At 51.8% G+C, this 20,676-nt stretch carries 18 protein-coding genes; 12 read left to right on the plus strand and 6 right to left on the minus strand.

Annotated features, from left to right (window positions below):
- The first annotated feature begins 228 nt into the window (after window positions 1-228).
- From RUDLU_RS0115605 to RUDLU_RS0115660, 12 genes are all read left to right on the plus strand, one after another.
- Window positions 229-2,358, plus strand: coding sequence for a T9SS type A sorting domain-containing protein (locus RUDLU_RS0115605; protein ID WP_019989337.1), 2,130 nt, complete (start codon window positions 229-231; stop codon window positions 2,356-2,358).
- A 176-nt stretch (window positions 2,359-2,534) separates the two neighbouring features.
- Window positions 2,535-2,906 (plus strand): NADH-quinone oxidoreductase subunit A, encoded by a 372-nt coding sequence (locus tag RUDLU_RS0115610; RefSeq protein WP_019989338.1) that lies wholly within the window; start codon window positions 2,535-2,537, stop codon window positions 2,904-2,906.
- Window positions 2,907-2,975: 69 nt separating this feature from the next.
- Window positions 2,976-3,521, plus strand: a complete 546-nt coding sequence (locus RUDLU_RS0115615) for an NADH-quinone oxidoreductase subunit B (RefSeq protein ID WP_019989339.1) — start codon at window positions 2,976-2,978, stop codon at window positions 3,519-3,521.
- Between the two features lie 9 nt (window positions 3,522-3,530).
- A complete protein-coding gene (locus RUDLU_RS0115620) occupies window positions 3,531-4,031 on the plus strand; it encodes an NADH-quinone oxidoreductase subunit C (protein WP_019989340.1) in 501 nt (166 codons plus the stop codon).
- An 81-nt stretch (window positions 4,032-4,112) separates the two neighbouring features.
- Window positions 4,113-5,357, plus strand: a complete 1,245-nt coding sequence (locus RUDLU_RS0115625; RefSeq protein WP_019989341.1) for an NADH-quinone oxidoreductase subunit D — start codon at window positions 4,113-4,115, stop codon at window positions 5,355-5,357.
- 3 nt (window positions 5,358-5,360) lie between these two features.
- The gene (gene nuoE / locus RUDLU_RS0115630; RefSeq protein WP_019989342.1) at window positions 5,361-5,861 is read left to right on the plus strand and encodes an NADH-quinone oxidoreductase subunit NuoE; all 501 of its coding nucleotides are present in this window, start codon (window positions 5,361-5,363) and stop codon (window positions 5,859-5,861) included.
- An 8-nt stretch (window positions 5,862-5,869) separates the two neighbouring features.
- Window positions 5,870-7,210 carry an NADH-quinone oxidoreductase subunit NuoF gene (gene nuoF, locus RUDLU_RS0115635; protein WP_019989343.1) on the plus strand — a complete coding sequence of 447 codons (1,341 nt, stop codon included), beginning with the start codon at window positions 5,870-5,872 and terminating at the stop codon, window positions 7,208-7,210.
- Between the two features lie 107 nt (window positions 7,211-7,317).
- Entirely contained in the window at window positions 7,318-8,394 is a 1,077-nt protein-coding gene (locus RUDLU_RS0115640; RefSeq protein WP_019989344.1) for an NADH-quinone oxidoreductase subunit G, read from the plus strand.
- An 89-nt stretch (window positions 8,395-8,483) separates the two neighbouring features.
- Window positions 8,484-9,644 carry an NADH-quinone oxidoreductase subunit NuoH gene (gene nuoH / locus RUDLU_RS0115645; RefSeq protein ID WP_019989345.1) on the plus strand — a complete coding sequence of 387 codons (1,161 nt, stop codon included), beginning with the start codon at window positions 8,484-8,486 and terminating at the stop codon, window positions 9,642-9,644.
- Between the two features lie 87 nt (window positions 9,645-9,731).
- Window positions 9,732-10,295, plus strand: coding sequence for a NuoI/complex I 23 kDa subunit family protein (locus RUDLU_RS0115650; RefSeq protein WP_027303107.1), 564 nt, complete (start codon window positions 9,732-9,734; stop codon window positions 10,293-10,295).
- An 81-nt stretch (window positions 10,296-10,376) separates the two neighbouring features.
- Entirely contained in the window at window positions 10,377-10,925 is a 549-nt protein-coding gene (locus RUDLU_RS0115655) for an NADH-quinone oxidoreductase subunit J family protein (RefSeq protein ID WP_019989347.1), read from the plus strand.
- Window positions 10,926-11,021: 96 nt separating this feature from the next.
- Entirely contained in the window at window positions 11,022-11,948 is a 927-nt protein-coding gene (locus RUDLU_RS0115660; RefSeq protein ID WP_019989348.1) for a glycosyltransferase family 2 protein, read from the plus strand.
- A 66-nt stretch (window positions 11,949-12,014) separates the two neighbouring features.
- Here the strand turns inward: RUDLU_RS0115660 and RUDLU_RS0115665 are convergent, their stop codons facing one another.
- From RUDLU_RS0115665 to RUDLU_RS0115690, 6 genes are all read right to left on the minus strand, one after another.
- Window positions 12,015-13,718, minus strand: a complete 1,704-nt coding sequence (locus RUDLU_RS0115665) for a RagB/SusD family nutrient uptake outer membrane protein (protein WP_019989349.1) — start codon at window positions 13,716-13,718, stop codon at window positions 12,015-12,017.
- A 60-nt stretch (window positions 13,719-13,778) separates the two neighbouring features.
- Entirely contained in the window at window positions 13,779-16,880 is a 3,102-nt protein-coding gene (locus RUDLU_RS0115670; RefSeq protein WP_019989350.1) for a SusC/RagA family TonB-linked outer membrane protein, read from the minus strand.
- A 463-nt stretch (window positions 16,881-17,343) separates the two neighbouring features.
- Window positions 17,344-17,643, minus strand: a complete 300-nt coding sequence (locus RUDLU_RS0115675; RefSeq protein ID WP_019989351.1) for a Dabb family protein — start codon at window positions 17,641-17,643, stop codon at window positions 17,344-17,346.
- A gap of 90 nt (window positions 17,644-17,733) precedes the next feature.
- Window positions 17,734-18,456, minus strand: coding sequence for an RluA family pseudouridine synthase (locus RUDLU_RS0115680; RefSeq protein WP_019989352.1), 723 nt, complete (start codon window positions 18,454-18,456; stop codon window positions 17,734-17,736).
- Window positions 18,440-19,573: a sensor histidine kinase gene (locus tag RUDLU_RS0115685; protein ID WP_019989353.1), complete on the minus strand. Its 1,134-nt coding sequence runs from the start codon at window positions 19,571-19,573 to the stop codon at window positions 18,440-18,442. The genes RUDLU_RS0115680 and RUDLU_RS0115685 overlap by 17 nt, the downstream gene beginning before the upstream one ends.
- A 214-nt stretch (window positions 19,574-19,787) precedes the next feature.
- Window positions 19,788-20,510: a S24 family peptidase gene (locus tag RUDLU_RS0115690; protein WP_019989354.1), complete on the minus strand. Its 723-nt coding sequence runs from the start codon at window positions 20,508-20,510 to the stop codon at window positions 19,788-19,790.
- Window positions 20,511-20,676 lie beyond the last annotated feature (166 nt).

Here is a 20,676-nt window from a genome sequence, read left to right on the forward strand (position 1 = left end):
TCGTCGGGTGGTCAAACTGCCCGGCGATTCGTCGTTTAAGACCGATAAACTACCTGGCGAGCCGCCATATTGATTTGTATTTTACCGGGATATACTAAATTTGCTACTGGTAAGTTATAATAAGTTGGAAGGGGTGACGCTGGCGCACACTTGGACTTACTTTTAGTGACACATTCAGTTTGGGCTGATTTTTGAATGTAGGTAAAATCAGGCTTGTCATACATCTTTATGAAACAGAGCATACGGGGCATTTTAAACGCATTTTTGCTTTTAGCTGGGCTATGTGCGGGGCGGGTCGAAGCGCAGGTTGTACGAATCACATACCCCGAGAGCCGGGCCGTATTCCAGCGCAATAATGATCAGACATCAACAATCTTTGTGTCGGGTAGCTACTACCAGCCGGTCGATAGTGTGCAGGCACGACTGGTATTCGAGAATGTAGGGCAGGGGCTAACTACCGCCTGGCAAACCATTCAGCGTAATCCGCAGGGTGGTATATTTCAGGGGCCCGTGCGGGGAACAACCGGCTGGTACCGGCTCGAAGTGCGGGCTTTCTCAGGTCGTACAGTGATCGGTGAAGATGTAGTGCGGAAAGTGGGCATCGGTGAGGTGTTCATTGTAACCGGGCAATCCAATGCGCAGGGTTTTCAGGATCTCGGAGCCGCCGGCGCCACCGATGATCGGGTCAACTGCGTTGATTATGATAACTTCGCCAGAAACTCCCTCGCCGACCCACCAGCCCCCAAGTTCCAGCAACTGAGTGCCTCAGCCCTGATTGGGCCTCGTGGGCAAAGTGCGTGGTGCTGGGGAATCCTCGGTGATCTTATTGCCAAGCAATACAACTGCCCGGTTTTGTTCATCAACACAGCCTGGGCGGGTACTACCATCCGCAACTGGACCGAAAGTGCCGATGGAAAAATTACCAAGAACATTTTCCGCATGGGTACCCCCGACGAAAACTTCCCGGTGGGTATGCCTTACGGCAACCTGATTATTGCCCTGCGTTACTACAGCTCACTGTTTGGGCTCCGAGCCGTACTCTGGCAGCAGGGTGAAACCGATAACGTTCCCCTCAATCTGGGTCGGCAGGAGTACGCTACACTGATGCAGTACCTTGTTAATAAGACTCGGGCAGATACCGATCGGTATCCGGCCTGGATCTTGGCCCGTTCTTCCTACAATCAGGGCAAAGTGAGTGAGAATATTGTTCAGGCTCAGTCAGACGTGATCAACGTGTACAACAACAACGTACTGCCCGGCCCGTTTACAGACGCGATTCAGCGCCCCCGCCCCGGCGACGATGTTCACTTCGGGGGCGATGGTCTACGGCAACTGGCGCAAGCCTGGTATAACAGTATGGACGCTATCTTCTTTACCAGTTCGCTCCCGTTATTGCCTTTACCTCAACCGGCCATCACGGTAAGCTGCGCGCCCAATGGTGTGTCGATCCGGTTGCCCAACGCGGCAAGCTACAGCTGGCAGTCGGGTCAAACGACCCAAACGTTGAGTGTAACAGCAGCGGGTACCTACCGCGCTACGCTGAAAGATGCGAAAGGGAATACCTTCCTGGCCCCGGCTGTTGAAGTAGCCGATCCGATTCAGCCAGCAACCCCTACAATTACCTTAGCCCGACAACCGGGCTCCCCCGCTGCCACCGAATTACAGGTTTGTTCTGACTCGGTCTTGACGCTGTCGGTTAATTCGCCCGCCAACACACGTATCACCTGGAATACCGGCGCTGTAAGCCGGACACTCACGGTAGGTGCTGCCGGTGCCTACACCGTACAAGCCACTAACCTGTATGGTTGCCGCTCCGCCCAGTCGACGCCTGTTAATCTGGTGGTCCGGCCCCGGTTAGTTGTGCCGGTCATCTCGCAGGCGGGTACGTATTCACTCAAAGCCACGGTTCCGGCAGCGTCGGGGTTCGGTGACTTCTTCGACTGGCGCAGGGGACCTAATACCCTGCAAAATCAGAACACGTCGGTAGCCAAGGTGGGTAGCAGTGGTACCTACACAGCGCGGGCTAAAACGGTTTATACCCTGAATAACGGTAGCAGCATCACCTGTTATTCCAGTTTTTCCAATCCGTTTGAATATGTCCTGAGCGAAGCGGACCAGGGAATGAGTGTGTACCCCAACCCATCGAAAGACGGAGTGGTGTATGTTGAAACACTCGAAGATCTGCCTAATGCCGAAGTGTCGGTGTACTCGCTTACCGGTCAGCTGGTATTCACCACCACGGTAGCCTCGTTCAATCAGCGGCAGTTGTTACCCATGTCGTCACTGGCCAAAGGGCAGTATGTGGTTCGGGTGCGCTCGGCAGGCTTCAACGTTTCCAAACGGTTTGTGGTCGATTAATATTCCGCCGATTTTCGGTTCGAAAGCCCTTGTTGCGACAAGGGCTTTTTTGTGCATAACTATTCAGGTCAACAGCGCGTTTCCTGAGTAGTTTGTTATGGTACAATGTTCCAGCCTCGCAAACGGCCGTGTTTATTTTATGCTTAACTTGCAACACATTTTGTCGAGCTCTCTGTATGAATGCTGCTTACGTACCATCGGATTATTTGCCGGTGTTCATTCAATTAATTTTGGCCCTGGGCTTTATCGTAACAACCATGATTGTTACGCATATGGTGGGCCCAAAGCGAAACAGTCAGAAGAAAGATGATCCGTTTGAGTGCGGTATTCCGGTAGTTGGTGATGCCCGCACGCCAATCTCTATCAAGTACTTTCTGATCGCTATCCTCTTCGTTTTGTTCGACGTAGAAGTAATTTTTATGTACCCTTGGGCAGTTAACTTTAAACAGCTGGGTGTAACGGGTTTCCTTGAGATGATTCTGTTCATGGGGCTGTTGCTGTCGGGGTTCTATTACGTGATACGGAAGGGCGTTTTGAAGTGGGAATAAGCCTATCGTAAGAAACGATAACGATACACAAAATCGTTATATTTAAACAAAGACATACCCAGTAAACTGATGTCAACAAGCGTCAAAATGGTCGAAGCTCCCGATGGGCATACAGGCTCCGGGTTCTTCGCGACCTCATTCGATAAAGTCATTGGCATGGCCCGCGCCAACTCGTTGTGGCCCTTGCCGTTTGCTACTTCCTGCTGTGGTATTGAGTTTATGGCTACCATGGGCTCGCACTACGACATCGCCCGGTTCGGGTCGGAGCGTCCGAGCTTCTCGCCCCGGCAGGCCGACATGCTCATGGTGATGGGAACCATCGCCAAAAAGATGGCCCCCATTGTAAAGCAGGTTTACCTGCAAATGGCCGAGCCTCGTTGGGTAATCGCCATGGGTGCCTGCGCATCGAGCGGTGGTATTTTCGATACGTACAGCGTATTGCAAGGAATCGACCGGATCATTCCGGTTGATGTGTACATTCCCGGTTGCCCTCCTCGCCCCGAGCAGGTGATCGAAGGCGTTATGCAAATTCAGGAATTGGCCCGTAACGAGTCGTTGCGTCGCCGGAACACCGAAGAATACCAATTGTTGCTGAATTCATACGGCATCCAATAATCCACCATTATGCTTACTAACGAAACGGTTGCTCAGGACATCATTCAGCAATTTGGCGATGCGGTGTCAGATTTCGACGACCCGTTTGATCTGCTTACGCTGACAGTCACGCGCGAGCAACTCATTCCGCTTCTCCAGTATCTGAAAGACCATAAAACGTTTCAGATAAGCTTCCTGACCGATATCACCGCTGTTCATTACCCGGATAGCCCCGGTCGGGAGTTTTGTGTGGTGTACCATGCGCACAGCCTGATCAACAACTACCGGATCCGGCTCAAGGTGTATCTGTCTAACGAGGATCTGCACGTACCGACGGCCACCGTGCTGTATGAGTCGGCCAACTGGATGGAGCGCGAAACGTTCGATTACTTCGGTATTCTGTTCGATGGGCACCCTAAACTGGAGCGGATTCTGAACATGGAAGAAATGGATTATCACCCCATGCGCAAAGAGTATCCGCTCGAAGACGGCACCCGTCGGGATAAAATTGACGCGCTTTTTGGAAGATAAAGAGCGAAAGACTGAAAGAGTGAGAGAGCGATTGCCGCTACCTGCACTCTTTCGCTATTTCACTCATTCACTCTTTGAAAAATGGTTACAGAAGACCTTAGCATAGATGCCGTTGGGGCACGCAACACCCCGGCCACTCCAGAAGGACCAATTCAGTACGTCAATGAACTGACAACGCTGAACCTCGGCCCGACACACCCGGCTACCCACGGAATTTTCCAGAATATCCTGCAAATGGATGGTGAGAAAATCGTGTCGGGCGAACAAACGGTGGGTTACATTCACCGGGCGTTCGAGAAAATAGCCGAACGGCGGCCTTTCTACCAGATCACCACGTTGACCGATCGGATGAACTACTGTTCGTCGCCGATCAACAACTTTGGCTGGCACATGACCGTCGAGAAACTCCTTGGCGTACAGGTGCCCAAGCGCGCGCAATACATTCGGGTTATCATGATGGAGCTGGCTCGTATTGCCGACCACCTCATCTGTAACGGTATCCTCGGTGTAGACACGGGCGCGTTTACCGGCTTCCTCTATCTGTTTGAGCAGCGGGAAGAGATCTACGAAATCTACGAAGAAGTGTGCGGTGCCCGCCTGACGACCAACATGGGTCGGATTGGGGGCATGGAACGCGACCTTTCGCCCGAGGCCATCCGTAAGATTCGGAAATTTATTAAGGACTTCCCGCCTGTAATGCGCGAGTTCGAAAACCTCTTCAACCGTAACCGGATCTTCATGGATCGGGTGATTGATGTAGGGCCTATTTCGGCAGAGCGTGCCCTGAGCTACGGCTTTACGGGCCCTAACCTCCGGGCGGCCGGTGTCGACTACGACGTGCGGGTGATGAATCCGTATTCATCGTACGAAGACTTCGAGTTCGACATTCCGGTTGGAAAGAGCGGAGATACCTACGACCGGTTTATGGTTCGTAATGAGGAAATCTGGCAAAGCTTACGCATTGTAGAGCAAGCCCTCGAAAACCTGCCCGAAGGCCCTTATTTCGCCGATGCGCCTGAGTACTACCTGCCGCCTAAGCAGGAGGTGTACAAAAACATGGAAGCCCTGATCTATCACTTTAAGATTGTGATGGGCGAGATTGACGCGCCGGCTGGCGAAGTGTACCATGCCGTTGAGGGGGGTAATGGCGAACTGGGCTTCTATCTGATTAGCGATGGGGGCCGTGCTCCGTATCGCCTACACTTCCGGCGTCCGTGCTTTATCTATTATCAGGCCTTCCCGGAAATGTGTAAGGGTACCACGCTCTCCGATGCCATCGTGATTATGAGTAGCCTGAACGTGATTGCTGGAGAATTGGATGCTTAAACAATGACGACAGAAACGAAACCCACTATACAGTTTACGCCGGAGCGGCTGGAAAAGGCAAAAGAAATTATTGCCCGCTACCCCGAAGGACGGCAAAAGTCGGCTTTGTTGCCCCTGTTACACTTGTTGCAGGAGCAGGAGGGCTGGACTCCCACAGAAGGTATGGACTACGTAGCCGGACTGCTTCAGATTGAACCAATCGAAGTGTATGAGGTAGCTACGTTCTACACCATGTTTCACATTAACCCGGTTGGCAAGCACGTAATTGAGTACTGCCGGACGGGCCCTTGCTGCCTGATGGGGGGCGAGGAAGTGTACGCACATCTGCGGCAGCGGCTCGGTATTGAAGCGGGGCAGACAACAGTTGATGGACAGTTTACCATCAAAGAAGTAGAATGTCTGGCTGCCTGTGGAATGGGCCCCGTGTTTCAGATTCGGGAGAAGTATTATACCCACCTGACCAACGAACGAGTTGACGAGATCATTGACGAACTGTCGAAATAACCCACACGATGGCTATTAAAGTACTTACTGAGCATATCAACGTTCCGGGCATCGAGACATTCGATGTGTATCGGAAGCAAGGTGGCTATACCGCCGTTGAGAAAGCCCTGAAAACCATGACTCCCGATGAGGTGGTGGAAGAGGTGAAGAAGTCGGGTGTGCGTGGCCGGGGGGGCGCTGGCTTCCCAATGGGTATGAAATGGAGTTTTCTGGCCAAACCAGAGGGTGTCCCCCGGTACCTGGTTTGCAACGCCGATGAGTCGGAGCCAGGAACGTTTAAGGATCACTACCTGATGAAAACGATGCCCCACCTGCTTATCGAGGGGATGATCGTATCCAGCTTTGCGCTGGGTGCGAACAAGTCGTTTATCTACGTACGGGGTGAGCTGATGTACGTGATTCATATTCTCGAAAAAGCCATTGCCGAAGCGAAAGCGGCCGGTTTCCTCGGGAAAAACATCCTGGGTAGTGGCTACGATCTTGAGTTGGTCGTGCAGCCTGGTGGTGGTGCCTATATCTGTGGCGAAGAGACTGCCCTGCTCGAATCGCTCGAGGGCAAGCGGGGTAACCCACGTAATAAGCCGCCATTCCCCGCCGTGAAAGGCCTGTATCAGTGCCCGACGGTGGTGAACAACGTAGAGTCGATTGCTACTACGTCGTGGATTGTGAATCATGGTGGCGATGCCTATGCCGCTATTGGCATTGGTCGCTCAACCGGCACCAAGTTGATTTCGGCGTCGGGGCATATCAATAAGCCGGGTGTTTATGAAATTGAGCTGGGTTTACCGGTCGAAGATTTCATTTATGCCGATGAATGGTGCGGTGGCATCCGGCCCGGTCATAAGCTAAAGGCTGTGGTAGCGGGAGGCTCTTCAGTTCCCATTTTGCCCGCTAATCTGATTCTGAAACTCGGCAATGGCGACAAGCGACTGATGTCGTACGAGTCATTGTCGGAAGGTGGTTTCCAGACGGGTACCATGCTGGGTTCGGGTGGTTTTATCGTGTTCGACGAAACGGCCTGTATCGTTCGGAATACGTGGAACTTCTCGCGGTTCTACCACCATGAGTCGTGTGGGCAGTGTAGCCCTTGCCGTGAAGGAACCGGCTGGATGGAGAAAGTACTTCACCGGATTGAATACGGACATGGTAACCAGCACGATATTGATCTGCTGGTTGATGTGGCCCGTCGGATCGAAGGAAACACTATTTGCCCATTGGGCGATGCGGCTGCCTGGCCCGTAGCCAGTGCAATCCGTCATTTCCGGGATGAGTTTGAGTGGCATATTACCAACCCGCACGAAGCTACCCAGCCGGGAGCCGTGTATAAAGGCGATATGGCGCTGGTATAATTCTTAGTACAACGAATTGGTAATTCGTTGGGCCTTTAGGCCAATATAACTATCGAATTTTTTGGCCTGACGGCCCAACGAATTACCAATTCGTTGTACAAATAGCGATGGAAGACGTAAAACCGCAATTATTCAAAGTCACTGTAGATGGTATCGAGGTCGAAGTAGAGCCTGGAACGACCATTCTGCAGGCGGCTCGTAAAATTGGCCCTGAGGTGGCCCCTCCGGCCATGTGTTACTACCAGCCCCTTAAAGGAAGTGGTGGTAAATGTCGGGCCTGTCTGGTGCGCGTAGCAGCTGGTTCGGCAAAAGACCCTCGTCCGATGCCCAAGCTGGTAGCTTCCTGCATCACGCCCGTACAAGACGGTATGGTGGTCGAAAATACGACCAACCCGCAGGTGCTCGATGCTCGTAAAGGAGTCGTGGAGTTTCTGCTGATCAACCACCCACTCGACTGCCCGGTTTGTGATCAGGCGGGTGAGTGTGACCTGCAAAACTTCGCGTTTGACCACGGTGCGGCCAACACACGCTACGAAGAAGAACGCCGGACGTTCGACAAGCATGATCTGGGCCCGTATGTGCAACTGCACATGACCCGCTGTATTCTGTGCTACCGTTGCGTGTTCACGGCCGACCAAATCACCAACAAGCGCGTGCACGGGGTACTGAACCGGGGCGATGCTGCCGAGATCGGCACGTACATCGAAAAGGCTATCGACAACGATTTCTCCGGCAACGTGATCGACGTTTGCCCGGTTGGTGCCCTGACCGATAAAACCTACCGCTTTAAAAACCGGGTTTGGTTTACCAAGCCGGTTGATGCACACCGCGATTGCCCAACCTGTTCGGGTAAGGTAACGCTGTGGTACCGGGGCGAAGAGGTGATTCGGGTAACGGCTCGGCGGAATGAGTGGAATGAGGTGACGGAGTTTATCTGCAACACCTGCCGCTTTGAGACCAAAAATACGAGCGATTGGGTGATCGAAGGACCAACCAAAATTGCTCGTGGCTCGGTTATTTCGGCCAATAAGTACCGGGCTGATTTGCAGAAGCCCGCTTTCGGACAACGTTTGGCCGCTGCTCAGTACAAAACGGTCGACGATACCCGCGATACCAGTCAGCTGGGTATTCAGCAGCTACCCCCTGAGCGGTTCAACAAGTCGTTGCCATCTGCTACGGAATAATTAGTTTACAGTTTAGTGTTTTCAATTTTCGACTTTAGGCTGTATCAAACAACCCGAAGCTGAAAACTGAAAACTGGAAACGCACAATAATGGATTTAACCGTTCTTATAACCAAAGCAATTATCATCCTCGTAATCTTCGGGATTACGTTGCTGATTGCTACCTACTCAACCTACGCCGAGCGTAAAGTTGCGGGCTTTCTGCAGGATCGTCTGGGTCCAAACCGGGCGGGTCCGTGGGGGTTGTTGCAACCTATTGCCGATGCGGGTAAGATGTTCTTCAAAGAAGACTTTATTCCGGCGCAGGCAAGCAAATGGCTTTTTATTCTGGGCCCTTGCCTGGCTATGCTGACTGCCCTGATGTCGAGCGCTGTTATTCCGTTTGGCGATAGCATCCGGTTCGGGCAGTACGAAATTCCGGTGCAGGGTATCGAAATCAATATCGGGATGCTGTACATCTTCGGTGTGGTTTCGCTCGGGGTGTACGGAATCATGGTGGGAGGCTGGGCTTCCAACAACAAGTTCTCTCTGCTGGGCGCTATCCGGGCAGCTTCGCAGAACATCAGCTACGAAATTGCGCTGGGTATGTCGATCATCGCGATTTTGATGATGACGGGTTCTCTGTCGGTTCGGGCTATTGTTGAGCAGCAGGCCGAGGTTGGTTTCTTTGGCTGGGGGGTGTTTACACAGCCTTTAGGCTTTGTTATCTTCCTAGTGTGTGCGTTTGCGGAGTGTAACCGTACGCCGTTTGACCTTCCTGAGTGCGAAACGGAACTTGTAGGTGGTTACCATACCGAATACAGCTCCATGAAGCTTGGCTTCTATCTGTTTGCCGAGTACATCAACATGTTTGTGTCATCGGCGGTAATCGCGTCGCTGTATTTTGGTGGTTATCACTACCCGTTTGCGGCTCAGGCGCACGAAGCCCTGACCAACGCACTTGGTGCAAACACAGGCCATAACGTGGCTACGGCCATTGGTACGGTTCTGTTTTTCGGTAAAATCTTCTTCTTCATTTTCTTCTTCATGTGGGTACGCTGGACCTTGCCTCGGTTCCGGTACGATCAGCTGATGAACCTGGGGTGGAAGTCGCTGATTCCGCTCTCAATCCTGAACGTAATTGTGACGGGTGCGGGCTTACTTTTCAACTTTAATTACGCTACCTGGGCCATTGTTGCTGTAATGGTTGTATTGGCGGTCATGTCGGCGGCCAAAGCGCCCAAAGGCGCCGTAGCGATGCAGAAAGCGTAAAAAAGTCTGGATGGCTGTGTTTGTGGGCGATATAAAAGCGTTTGCTACCCCACGAGCAGGCAATTTCAGATCATAAACGGGTGTACTATGCAGTTAACAAACCGATCCAAACAAGTCAGCAACAAGGAGATGACCTTGGCCGAGAAGATGTATCTTCCGGCTATCCTCCAGGGGCTGGGCATCACGATACGGCACTTTTTCCAGAAAAAGCCAACCATTCAGTACCCGGAGGTAAAGCGTTACCTGGGACCAATTTTTCGGGGGCATCACGTGCTCAAGCGCGATGAACAGGGGCGCGAGCGGTGTACGGCCTGCGGCCTGTGTGCCGTGGCCTGCCCGGCAGAGGCTATCTCGATGGTAGCGGCCGAGCGCCGGAAAGGCGACGAGGGGCTGTACCGTGAAGAGAAATACGCGGCTGTGTACGAGATCAATATGCTGCGGTGTATTTTTTGTGGCTTGTGCGAAGAGGCTTGCCCCAAGCAAGCGATCTATCTCCGGCATGATCGTTTCGTACCGGTATTTACCGAGCGCGATAATGTAGTTTACGGGAAAGACCAGCTGGTGGAAAAGATGGATGATCGGTACGTGCGCAACAACCCGAACGTTCAGGCTACACCAACTGAGCCAAGTCTGTCGCGGTCAGTGGGATAAAAATCGTTTCGGGGTGCAAGTGCCGTGAGCCGGGGTCTGCCCCAGGCCAACGCTTACACCTCAAACCTGAAACTTTTAGAAATGAACGAACTTTTAGCGCATTTTAAGCAACTGACTCCCACAGGGTACCTGTTCTGGATACTGGCGTTTGTTACGGTACTAAGTGCCATTGTGGTGGTTACAGCGCGAAATCCGATCCATAGCGTACTGGCCCTGATCGCCACGTTTTTTTGTTTATCAGGACATTACGTCCTGTTGAATGCTCAGTTTCTGGCGGCTGTTAACATTATCGTATATGCCGGGGCAATCATGGTTCTCTTCCTCTTCACGATCATGTTTTTGAACCTACGTAAAGAAGACGAAGAATCGAAGACGAGCCTAGCTAAAATTGCTGCCGTGATCGTTGGTGGTACTCTGATGGTCCTGATGCTCGGCATTTTTAAGGCTGCCCAAGTCGGATCGTACAACGCAATAGCGTTCGATGCGAAGACCGGCCTTGTCGAAAATCTTGGTATGGTTCTTTACGGGGATTACTTACTTCCGTTTGAACTCGCATCGGTTCTGTTCCTGGTTGCAATGGTAGGGGCCGTAATGCTGGGTAAGCGCGAAGCCGGTGACCGCCATTTTTAATTCCGTACAGCGCACGAGCGCCCACTCTTTTTAGTTTTTTTGTGACGCCAGTAACCAGATTGTAGGTTGCTGGCGTTTTTGTTAGAAATAACCTGAATGATAAAGAAGAGCACCCCCTTCGTGTCGATAATACTGGTGAGCTATAATTCAGCCAGTTATACAATAGACTGTATCGAATCGATTAGGAAAGAGACAAAGGACGACTCATACGAAATTATTGTAGTGGATAATAATTCGGAGCCTGCCGACCGGGACAGGCTGCTGTCCATTTCAGAAACGGATAAAGTAAAGCTTGTATCGAGTTGTATTAATCTGGGCTTTGCCGGAGGGAATATGCTGGGTGTGCAGCAGGCCCGGCCAGATTCGGAGTACTATTTTCTCCTCAATAACGATACCTTGTTTCGGAACGATGTATGTGGACTCCTCAGTGCTTTTCTGGAAATAAATACACAGGTAGGGGTATGCACACCACAGACTTATAAAGGTGATGGTTCGATGGATCACTCATTCGCGTATTTTCCCTCTTTGGGCATTAATGTGTTAGGGACTGCATTCATGCGGCTTGTAGAACCTAACGCCTACCCAGATAAGAAAAAAGAGTACACAGAGCCGATCACAGTGCCTGTAGTTACGGGAAGCGCCATGTTTATCAGAGGGTCCGTTTTACGGCAGTTGGGTGGTTTAGATACTACCCATTTTTTGTATTGTGAGGAGGAAGATTTCTGCTTGCGGGTAAAGCGGGCGGGTTGGCAATCGGCCCTTGTACCAGCTGCCCAGTTTGTTCATTTCGCGGGCGGAAGTGGTTCACAAAGCTGGACGGTGCGCCGGGAGTTTTACATTTCGCTGTTTCATTATTTCCGAAAGTATCACAGCCCTATTGAACGGGCGGCATTGCGGGTATTCTATGCGCTCAAAAATGCGCGGAAAGTATTCCGTGATCGAGAGTTTGGCCGTTTAGCCTGGTTTATACTTCGTGGAGCGCCTATGGCCGAGAGCCTTCGGTATCGCCAGCAAATACGGTAAGGCCTGAAAGACAACGAGCCGCCGGGAAACTCCCGGCGGCTCGTTGCTTAAATCTGATAAACCGAATTAGTACCCTGTGTTTTGGGCAAATACCGATTTTCCATCAGTTCCTTTGGCACTCCGGTCAATCTGTGTTTGCGGAATCGGGCGTACCACGTGGAAGTCTTTGATGTTGACAGCCGCCTGTGGGTTATACTTCTTCACCCGGTCGACCAGAAGGCCCCAACGCTTAAGGTCAATCCAGCGGGTTTGTTCGCCAGCCAGCTCGCGGGCACGCTCTTCGATGATCAGCTCGAAGGTCATGTCTTTGGCGGCAATGGTCATAGCGTCTTTCTTACCCGGCCAGGCAGCCCGCGTACGGACCATATTGATAGCTGTTACGGCATCAGCAATGTTGTTCGATTGCAGCGAAGCCTCGGCCAACATCAGATAGACATCGGCCAAACGGAACACGAAATAGTCGCGGCTACCGGGCTCGTAGGTCAAGTCAGGGCGTTTGGTATCGAAGAATTTCTGGAGCGTGGGGAACAGCGCTTCGTTATACGCACTGGGCACCAACACCTGATACTTCTTAGCGGCCCGCTGTGCCTTGGTCCATTCAACACCCGGAATAAAGATGGCGGTGTCACCGGCGGCAAACGAAACTTTAGTTTTCGAGTCGTCGAATGAGGCCGCGTTCAGGTTGTTACCAGGGTTATTGCTGAGCCACGTATCGCGGAACGTTTTCTTGTACCGTGAATCGTTGGTGCGATCGGCAAAAACCGTGTTCAACAGGTACGAGGTTGGGCGGAGCCGCTTAAATGGACGACCGTAGAATACATCACGCTTCATACCCGGCTGTACGTCGTACTGCATGCCGAAGAACAGGTGCAGGTTGTTACCACCGTTGGCAGCACCAACGCCGTTGGTCAGGTTTGAAAGCGGGTCAGTGGTGTACTGAACAGCAAAAACGATCTCGCTATTCACCTGATTGTTCTCATCGAACACGCTGGCAAAATCGTCGAGCAGTTTAAAGCCGTAAGCTGTTGTTACGGTTTTGCAGAGCGCGGCTGCTTTGCTGAAATCATCAGCGGCTTTCGATGTCGAATAGCCTTTTGCCAGGTATACCTTTGCCAGTAAGGTTTCGGCTGCGGGGCGGGTTGCCCGGCCATATTCGGCCGATTGCGCCTTTGCTTCCAGATCAACGATAGCCTCATTCAGATCTTTAATGATAGCCGCGTAAATCTCCGATTCTGGAGCCCGCTTGGTCTCCTTGGTGGGAGCCAGCGTTTCGGTAAGCCGCAGGTCAACGCTACCCCATTGCATCAGCAGAATGTAGTAGTAGTGGGCCCGCAAAAACTTGGCTTCGGCCACCCGCGCCTTCTTAACCGCATCGGGTACACCGGCTACGTTGGCAGCACGCTCAATGATGGCGTTACAGGTGTTAATGCCCCGATACAGCTCATCCCAGGTGTTGGCGAGATAGTCGACAGTGGGGTTTAGCTGGCCATCGTAAAAGTGAAAACCTTTGTAACCGCCGTCGGCTCCAGTCGCGTAAATATCGGTGCCGTATTCGGTCATTGTCAGGCCCTGTTGCGTACCGTAGTAGTAGCGGAGCGTCGAGTAAGCCGCTTTCACCGCATCCTGGAAGCCTTTGGCCGTATTTACGTAATCGTTGCCAATGCCCGAAATGACCGTTTCTTCCAGCACATCTTTACACGACTGGCTAAACAACAGCAGTGTTGCCAGGCCAGTAATGCGAATTGAATTTTTTATATTCTTGATTTTCATTGTTTAGTCGCTTAAAAACGTGTCTTGTCAACTTCGTTTTCTGATTAAAACCGGACGTTTTTAGAACTTGGCGTTCAGACCAAAAGTCGTAACCGAAGTTGCGGGTACAATACCGCCTGCGCTTACGTTGAGGCCCGGTACTTCGGGGTCAATGCCATTGTACTTGCTCCGGTATTCTGACCAGATGAACGGCTGCTGAATGCTGGCAAAAAAGCGCAGCGACTCCATTTTGAACTTACGGGCAATTGTGGGGTTGAATGTGTAGCCGAAATTGACGTTCCGGAGTTTCACAAACGTTCCGTCGAAGTACGAAATAGTTGAGTTGTAAACTGGGAACTCCTGATTGCTCTTCGGACGGGGGAACTCGTTGGTCGGGTTGTTGGGGGTCCAGTAATCCACTTTGATTTGCTGGTACCGGCCAGCCAGGGCGTTCCGATCACGGTGGAAATCGCTCCGAAGCAGGTTACCAAACCGACCAAAGAAGAAGAACGAGAGGTCGAAGCCTTTGTAAGCGAACCGGTTGGTGACACCCGCGCTGAACTTGGGTACGTCTGAACCGATAATTACCCGGTCGTCGGCATTGATGCGGCCGTCACCGTTCGTGTCCTGAATTTTGATCTGTCCGGCTTCGCTGGCGAATGATTTGGCCACATCGGCTTCGCTCGTCTGCCAGATGCCCAGTTTCTTGTAATCAAACACGGTGCTCAGCGGACGGCCAATAAACCAGCCGTTACCCACGTCGTCGATTTTACCATTGTACAGCGATACAATAGCCTCGGTATTCTTCATGAACTGAAAATCAGTCGACCACTTAAAGCCAGATGGCGAGTTGATGTTGTACGTCGTGAAGCCGAGTTCAATACCCCGGTTGCGGGTTTCGCCTACGTTACGCGTTACCGAATTGAAGCCGGTAGAGCCAGGAAGCTGATCGGCCAGCAGGAGAGCGGTCGTGTTGGTCTGGTAGAGTTCGAGTGAGCCCTGCAGACGGCCACGCCATAAGCTGAAGTCGAGACCGAAGTTGACCGTCGCCGACGACTCCCAGCGGAGGTCTGGGTTGCCAATGGTGCTGGGCCGATATCCGAATGCAGCGGTTGATCCCCAGGCGTAAGCCGTCCGGCCCAGAAGTCCCTGCGTTTGGTAAGGGGTTACGGCCTGATTACCTACCGATCCGTATCCCGCCCGTAGTTTCAACAGGTCAATCCAGGCTACAGACTTCAGGAAGGGCTCATTATTGATATTCCAGCCGAGAGCAATACCGGGGAAGTTACCATACTTTGTGTTCTCACCGAACCGGCTCGAACCGTCCCGACGAATCGTAGCTGTGAGGAGGTACTTATCGTTGAAATCGTAGTTCACGCGGGCCATGTACGAGTTAATCGTCCACTGAACCAGTTCACTGGCCGTAGCCTGTACCGAGCTGGCGGCTCCCAGGTTGTAGAACTGCTGCGTTTCGGCCGGCACACCCTGCACATCAGTACGGTACCGCTCGAAGTTGTCACGCTGAATAGAGTGGAGCAGCGTTACGTTCAGGTTATGCTTACCGCCAAACGATTTCGTGTAGTTTACGATGTTCTCCAGCGTGTAGTTGAATCCAAAGCGGTTCTCATTCCAGGCTTGTGGGTCACCCAGTTTACGGGCGTTGGTTTGCGAACCAATGAAAACACCCCGGCGAGCCAGCGTGAAGTCAGGGCCAAAGTTAACCCGGTACTTCAGGCCTTCAATGATGTTGGCTTCCGCAAAAATGCTGTTGAACACCCGGTATTTTTTGGTTTCATCAACCTGGTTGCCCGGTATGATTTCGGCCAGCGGGTTGGTCAGCAGGGCGTCGTTCGTTGGCGAGAAAATCAGGTTACCATTGTCGTCGTACGGAACGGCCAGCGGGTTCTGCTGAATCGTGAACTGATACGGGTTAAGCCCTTCGCCATTCCGTTGGCTGTACATGAAGTACGACGAAAGTCCTACTTTCAGCACCTTATTGATCTGATGGTCGATGTTGGCTCGCAGCGAATACCGGGTAAAGTCAAGACCCGCCGAAACGCCTTTATCCTGAAAATAGCCCGCTGACACGTAGAACTGAGTACGGTCGCTACCTCCCTGAATACCGATAGAGTGGTTTTGCATGGAGCCATTTCGTAAAATCAGGTCCTGCCAATCGGTGTTAGTGCCATTGGCAATGCCTTTTGCAACGGCGGGGTCACCACCCAACACGGCTACTTTGGCATCGGCAACTGGGTCGGCAACGCCAGTCGGAACGGGATTACCGTTTGCGTCTTTGTAGCCGCCTGTAGCCCGGTAGGCTTCCCGGACAAACTCGGCGAATTCGGAACCGCTGAAGAGTTCAAGTTTGTCTAATGGTTTTGATACCCCCGCGTAGCCGTCGTACGACACCGTTGTTTTCCCTTTTTGGCCTCCTCGCTTCGTTGTGATCAGAACGACCCCGTTGGCACCCCGCGCCCCGTAAATGGCCGTTGCGGTGGCGTCTTTCAAGACTTCCATCGAAGCCACGTCGTTCGGGTTCATGTCCTCATAACCTGCCGAGAGGGGAATCCCGTCGACTACGTACAGTGGGTCATTGCTGGCACTGAACGACCGGCGACCCCGAATCCGAATAGTGGGTACCGCTCCCGGCCGCGAACCTGCCTGCGTTACGTCGACCCCGGCTACGCGGCCTTGCAAGGCCTGACCGAGGTTCGTAATGGGCATTTCCTGAATTTCTTTTGCGCCTACCGACGTAATGGCACCGGTCAACTGGCTCTTTTTCTGCGTACCGTAACCAACCACAACAACTTCGTTGAGCGTGCGGTCGTCGGCCTCCATTTTAATGTCAATGGTGCTCCGGTTGCCCGCAGCTACTTCCTGGCCAATGAAGCCCACGGAAGAGAAAACCAGCACGGCCTGATTGTTGGGAATCGACAGGCGATAACGTCCCTCGGCATCCGTAGTGGTACCGCGTGTGGTTCCTTTTACGGCTACGTTCACACCAGGTAATCCCTGATTGTCGTCTCCTGAGGTGATACGTCCCGACACGGTCCGCTCCTGGCGGCTGGCTTGTTCGGTAAGGGCTCTGGGTGGAGTACCCGTAACAGCCCAGGCAGGCTCACCTGCCAGCAGTGCCACAAGGCAGGCGGAGGTAAGCCAGTGGGTCTTAACTGGCGTAAACATTAACTTCATAGGAGATGGTATTAAGAATATAAATTTTTGCCATTTTCCCATAAAGAGGGCCGTACTTTCTATCTACTCCATGAGTATTACTCTTTAAGCCGCAATTAATGGAGCGGTCGTTTACTCAGTATCAAATTGGGGAGTTTAGCGTCAATTTATAAGTAGACGTTTCAGAATAAAATGATAATCAATAACTTATAATACACTAAAGAATCTCTCGGATAAGCCCTGGTTAATAAACTGATTGCTAATAAGTAGTAACGTTGTATAGTTAGTTGCTCGATAAAGTATTAAAATGTAGGCTCGCTTACCACAGAGCAGCAGATTGAGCAGGATCTATGGGGAATATACGTGACGGGACAGGGAAAGTAAATCTACCTTGATTCTGACGTTGGCTACTATGGTAAAGGTTTATAAAAGAAAAACGCCCTATGAAACGGGTAGTAATCATAGGGCGTTTGGGTTATTCAACCGAATCATAAATCTGGACCCGGTTCCATAAGTGGCTACAGTCGGCTACAAACTGCAGGTGCGTCGGGTGCTCCTGATACACGTCATGGGCGGCTTTGTCGGTAAACACGAGCGTCAGGGCGAAATCGTAGCTATGGTCGATCACCGGACGGCGCGTTTCGGCCGGGCGACCTACATAAACGGTCGAAACGGCATCAATCGTTTTGAGGGTTTGCAGCCCGGCGTTGAGGGCATCGCGGTCAGCCTCATTTTGGGGGTTCTGAAGCCAGAAGTAAACAGAGTGTACGAACATAAAAGTAAGATATTCTTTAACCAACAATGTATTCAGAAAGCAGGCGCCGGTGCTTGTTAATGAACAACCGGCAGCCAATCGGCCGCCGAATTACGCATTTTTCTCCAATTGCTTCACCACCGTATCGAAGTCTTTAGGATATGGGGCCACAAAGGTTGCGGTTTCACCATTGAGCAGATCAAAGGTGAGCGAGTGCGCGTGCAGGGCTACCCGCTGAATCAGAGGTTGCTCTTCGGTGTCTTTTTTGAGATTAAACTTCCGCTTGATTTTAGACAGGTAAATCGGGGCGCCACCGTAGGTTGGATCGTTGACGATGGGCGCCTTTAGACACATAAGGTGTACCCGAATCTGGTGCATACGTCCGGTAATTGGCATACACTCCACCAGGGTATGATGCCCGTAAGCCCGCAACGTATTGAAGATGGTTTCGGCAATTTTGCCTTTTTCCCGGTCAATCCGTACGGCGGTGCCATCTTTAATGGGGGCAATGGGCAGGTACACTGATACCCCATCGAAGTCATGGATACCGTTGACTACGGCATGGTACCGCTTGGCCACTTCGCGGTGCTCAAATTGCATGGCCAGATGCCGGTAGGCTTCGGGGTTTTTGGCAATGGCCAGAATCCCCGACGTTTCCTTGTCGAGCCGGTGGCCCAGTTGTGCATCGGCATGGTACTCTTTGGCCAGACGCAAAATACTAACCCCGCCCCGGTCCTGCGTCCGTTCGTCGAGCGAGGCCACATGAGGAGGTTTATTGATCAGAATGTAGTCATCGTTTTCAAAAACGATGAGGGATTCAAAGTTCAGTTTCAACCGCTTTCTCTAATTTAAACCGGAACATGGTCCCCTTGTCGGGTTTGCTCATGACCGTAATCTTGGATTTGTGGGCATTCAGAATATGCTTCACAATGGCTAAACCCAAACCAGTGCCTCCGCGTTCTTTCGACCGGCTTTTTTCGACCCGGTAGAAACGTTCGAAGATTCGGCTCAGGTGCTCGGGGGCAATACCCGGCCCGTCGTCGCGCACTGAAATGGAAATATGCTTCTTGTCGTCGGCAAAACTCACGACCACCTTACCGGCATCATTCCCGTATTTAATACCGTTTTCAATCAGGTTGGTCATCACCTGGGTAATGCGCTGGGGGTCGGCCATGACCCACACAGGCCCCTGTACGTCGGGTCGGGCCACGCTTGGTCGGGCCGCGTTCGGTCGGGCTGTGTCCGTTCGTGTGTCTGCTCGTATCAGGTCAGAGCGTTGTAAACTCGATTTAATACGGAGGGTAATGCCTTTGGCCTCGGCTATATTTTCGAGCTGCTCAAAAATCTCTAAGGTGATCTGGTAAATATCGACGCGTTCGAGGTGCATCCGAATTTCACCCGTTTCGAGCTGCGATAAGGCCACGAGATCTTTCACCAGCGCATCGAGGCCGTCGAGACTGCGGGCGGCCTTGGCCAGAAACTTGTCGCGGACAAACTCATCGTCGACAGCCCCGTCGATTAGGGTATGAATAAACCCCTGAGCAGCAAAAATGGGGGTTTTCAGTTCGTGCGATACATCGGCCAGAAACTCCCGCCGAAACTGTTCGAGCCGCTTCAGTTCATCAATCTCTTTCTGCTTTTTGGCCACGTACACAAAGATCTCATCGTTGAGTTTCTTAAACGGGTTGTTGTTTTTGATGATCGTCTTGTTGGAAAGGTTGAAATCGCGAAGCTTGAGCCGCCGAATCGTTTTGTACATTTTGTTCACTTCCCGGTACACCAACAGCTCAACGGCGTATAGAATCAGAAAAAACGAAACCACAAACGACGATACAGACACCACAAAAAGCATGTTGATGGTGACGCCGTCTACCACGCTCAGAAACGCAACGGTCAAGCCCGAAATCAGAACTGCCAGCAGAAAGGCAATAATTCGGGGGCTTAATGACATAAGTAGTCAGACTGAATTAAATGTATAATGAACAATGTAGAATGCATAATTAAATAGTTGTTTGTCAGTAGGTAATACAATTATTCACTATGCATTTTACATGGTTCGTTCACTCAGTTCGTATAGAGTTTATGCGTTACGGTTGACAGGCATAGTGCTCACAATGGGGCTTATGTGCGTAAGTCATAACTGAAAACTACAGACCGTAAACTATTCATTCAACCGGGGCTTCTACAATCCGTACAACTTTCCAGAGGCCCCGCAGGTCGTCGGCACTGATGGTGACGCTGCCGCCATTAGGGTGATCGGAGTACAGCGTCAGTTGCTGATGGGTAAGCAGGTTGTTTTCCCGAATTCGTTTCACCACCAGATAATCACGGTACATCACGGCATACACTCCGCCCGACTGATACACCCAGTCGCCTTCGGCTACCGGTGTAGCCATTACGCGGGCTCCGCTCACCAACTGCGGGCTCATGCTGTTGCCTTCGATTTCCAGTACAATGGCTTGTGGGTACTTCCGGGCTATAGCTGCGCTGACAGGATAGCTTTCCAGATCGGCTTCCCGGATTCCGTCGCTGATGGATTCGACAAAGCTGGCGTAGAACCGGGTGGGCACAAACGGAATCTCGATTTGATCGGGTTCGGCGGGCGGCACCGGCACCCGCACAACGGGCGGAGGCCCATTTATATCCAGCACAGGCTCTACACCCCTGAAAATATAATCGGCCCGAATTTGCGGGTACTGCACCAGCAGGTTCAGAATCGTGTCGTACGAGGGCTTGGCCCGACCGTTCAGAATGTTGTAAAACTTAGATGGATTCTCCGATGTGTCTTTGGCAATCTGGTAGATCGTCAGCCCCAACTGGTCAAATACCTGCCGTAATCGGTGCTGAATCGATTGGTTATCAAGATGCTTGTCTGGAAGTTGATCCATGAATAGCCGGGTGTGAATGCGTCAACGGGTTACCCAAATGCCTGGTAGCAAGTATCAAATTTACGACCATTTGGAGAGAACAGAAATTTCACCATAAAAAGGACCGGTTGTTGCGCCGAAAAAAAATAGAGTGTTAATTTACAGCGTGATTACGCAAAGAGCGAAA

Origin of the sequence: Rudanella lutea DSM 19387 (assembly GCF_000383955.1) — a bacterium.
Taxonomy (GTDB): Bacteria; Bacteroidota; Bacteroidia; order Cytophagales; family Spirosomataceae; genus Rudanella; species Rudanella lutea.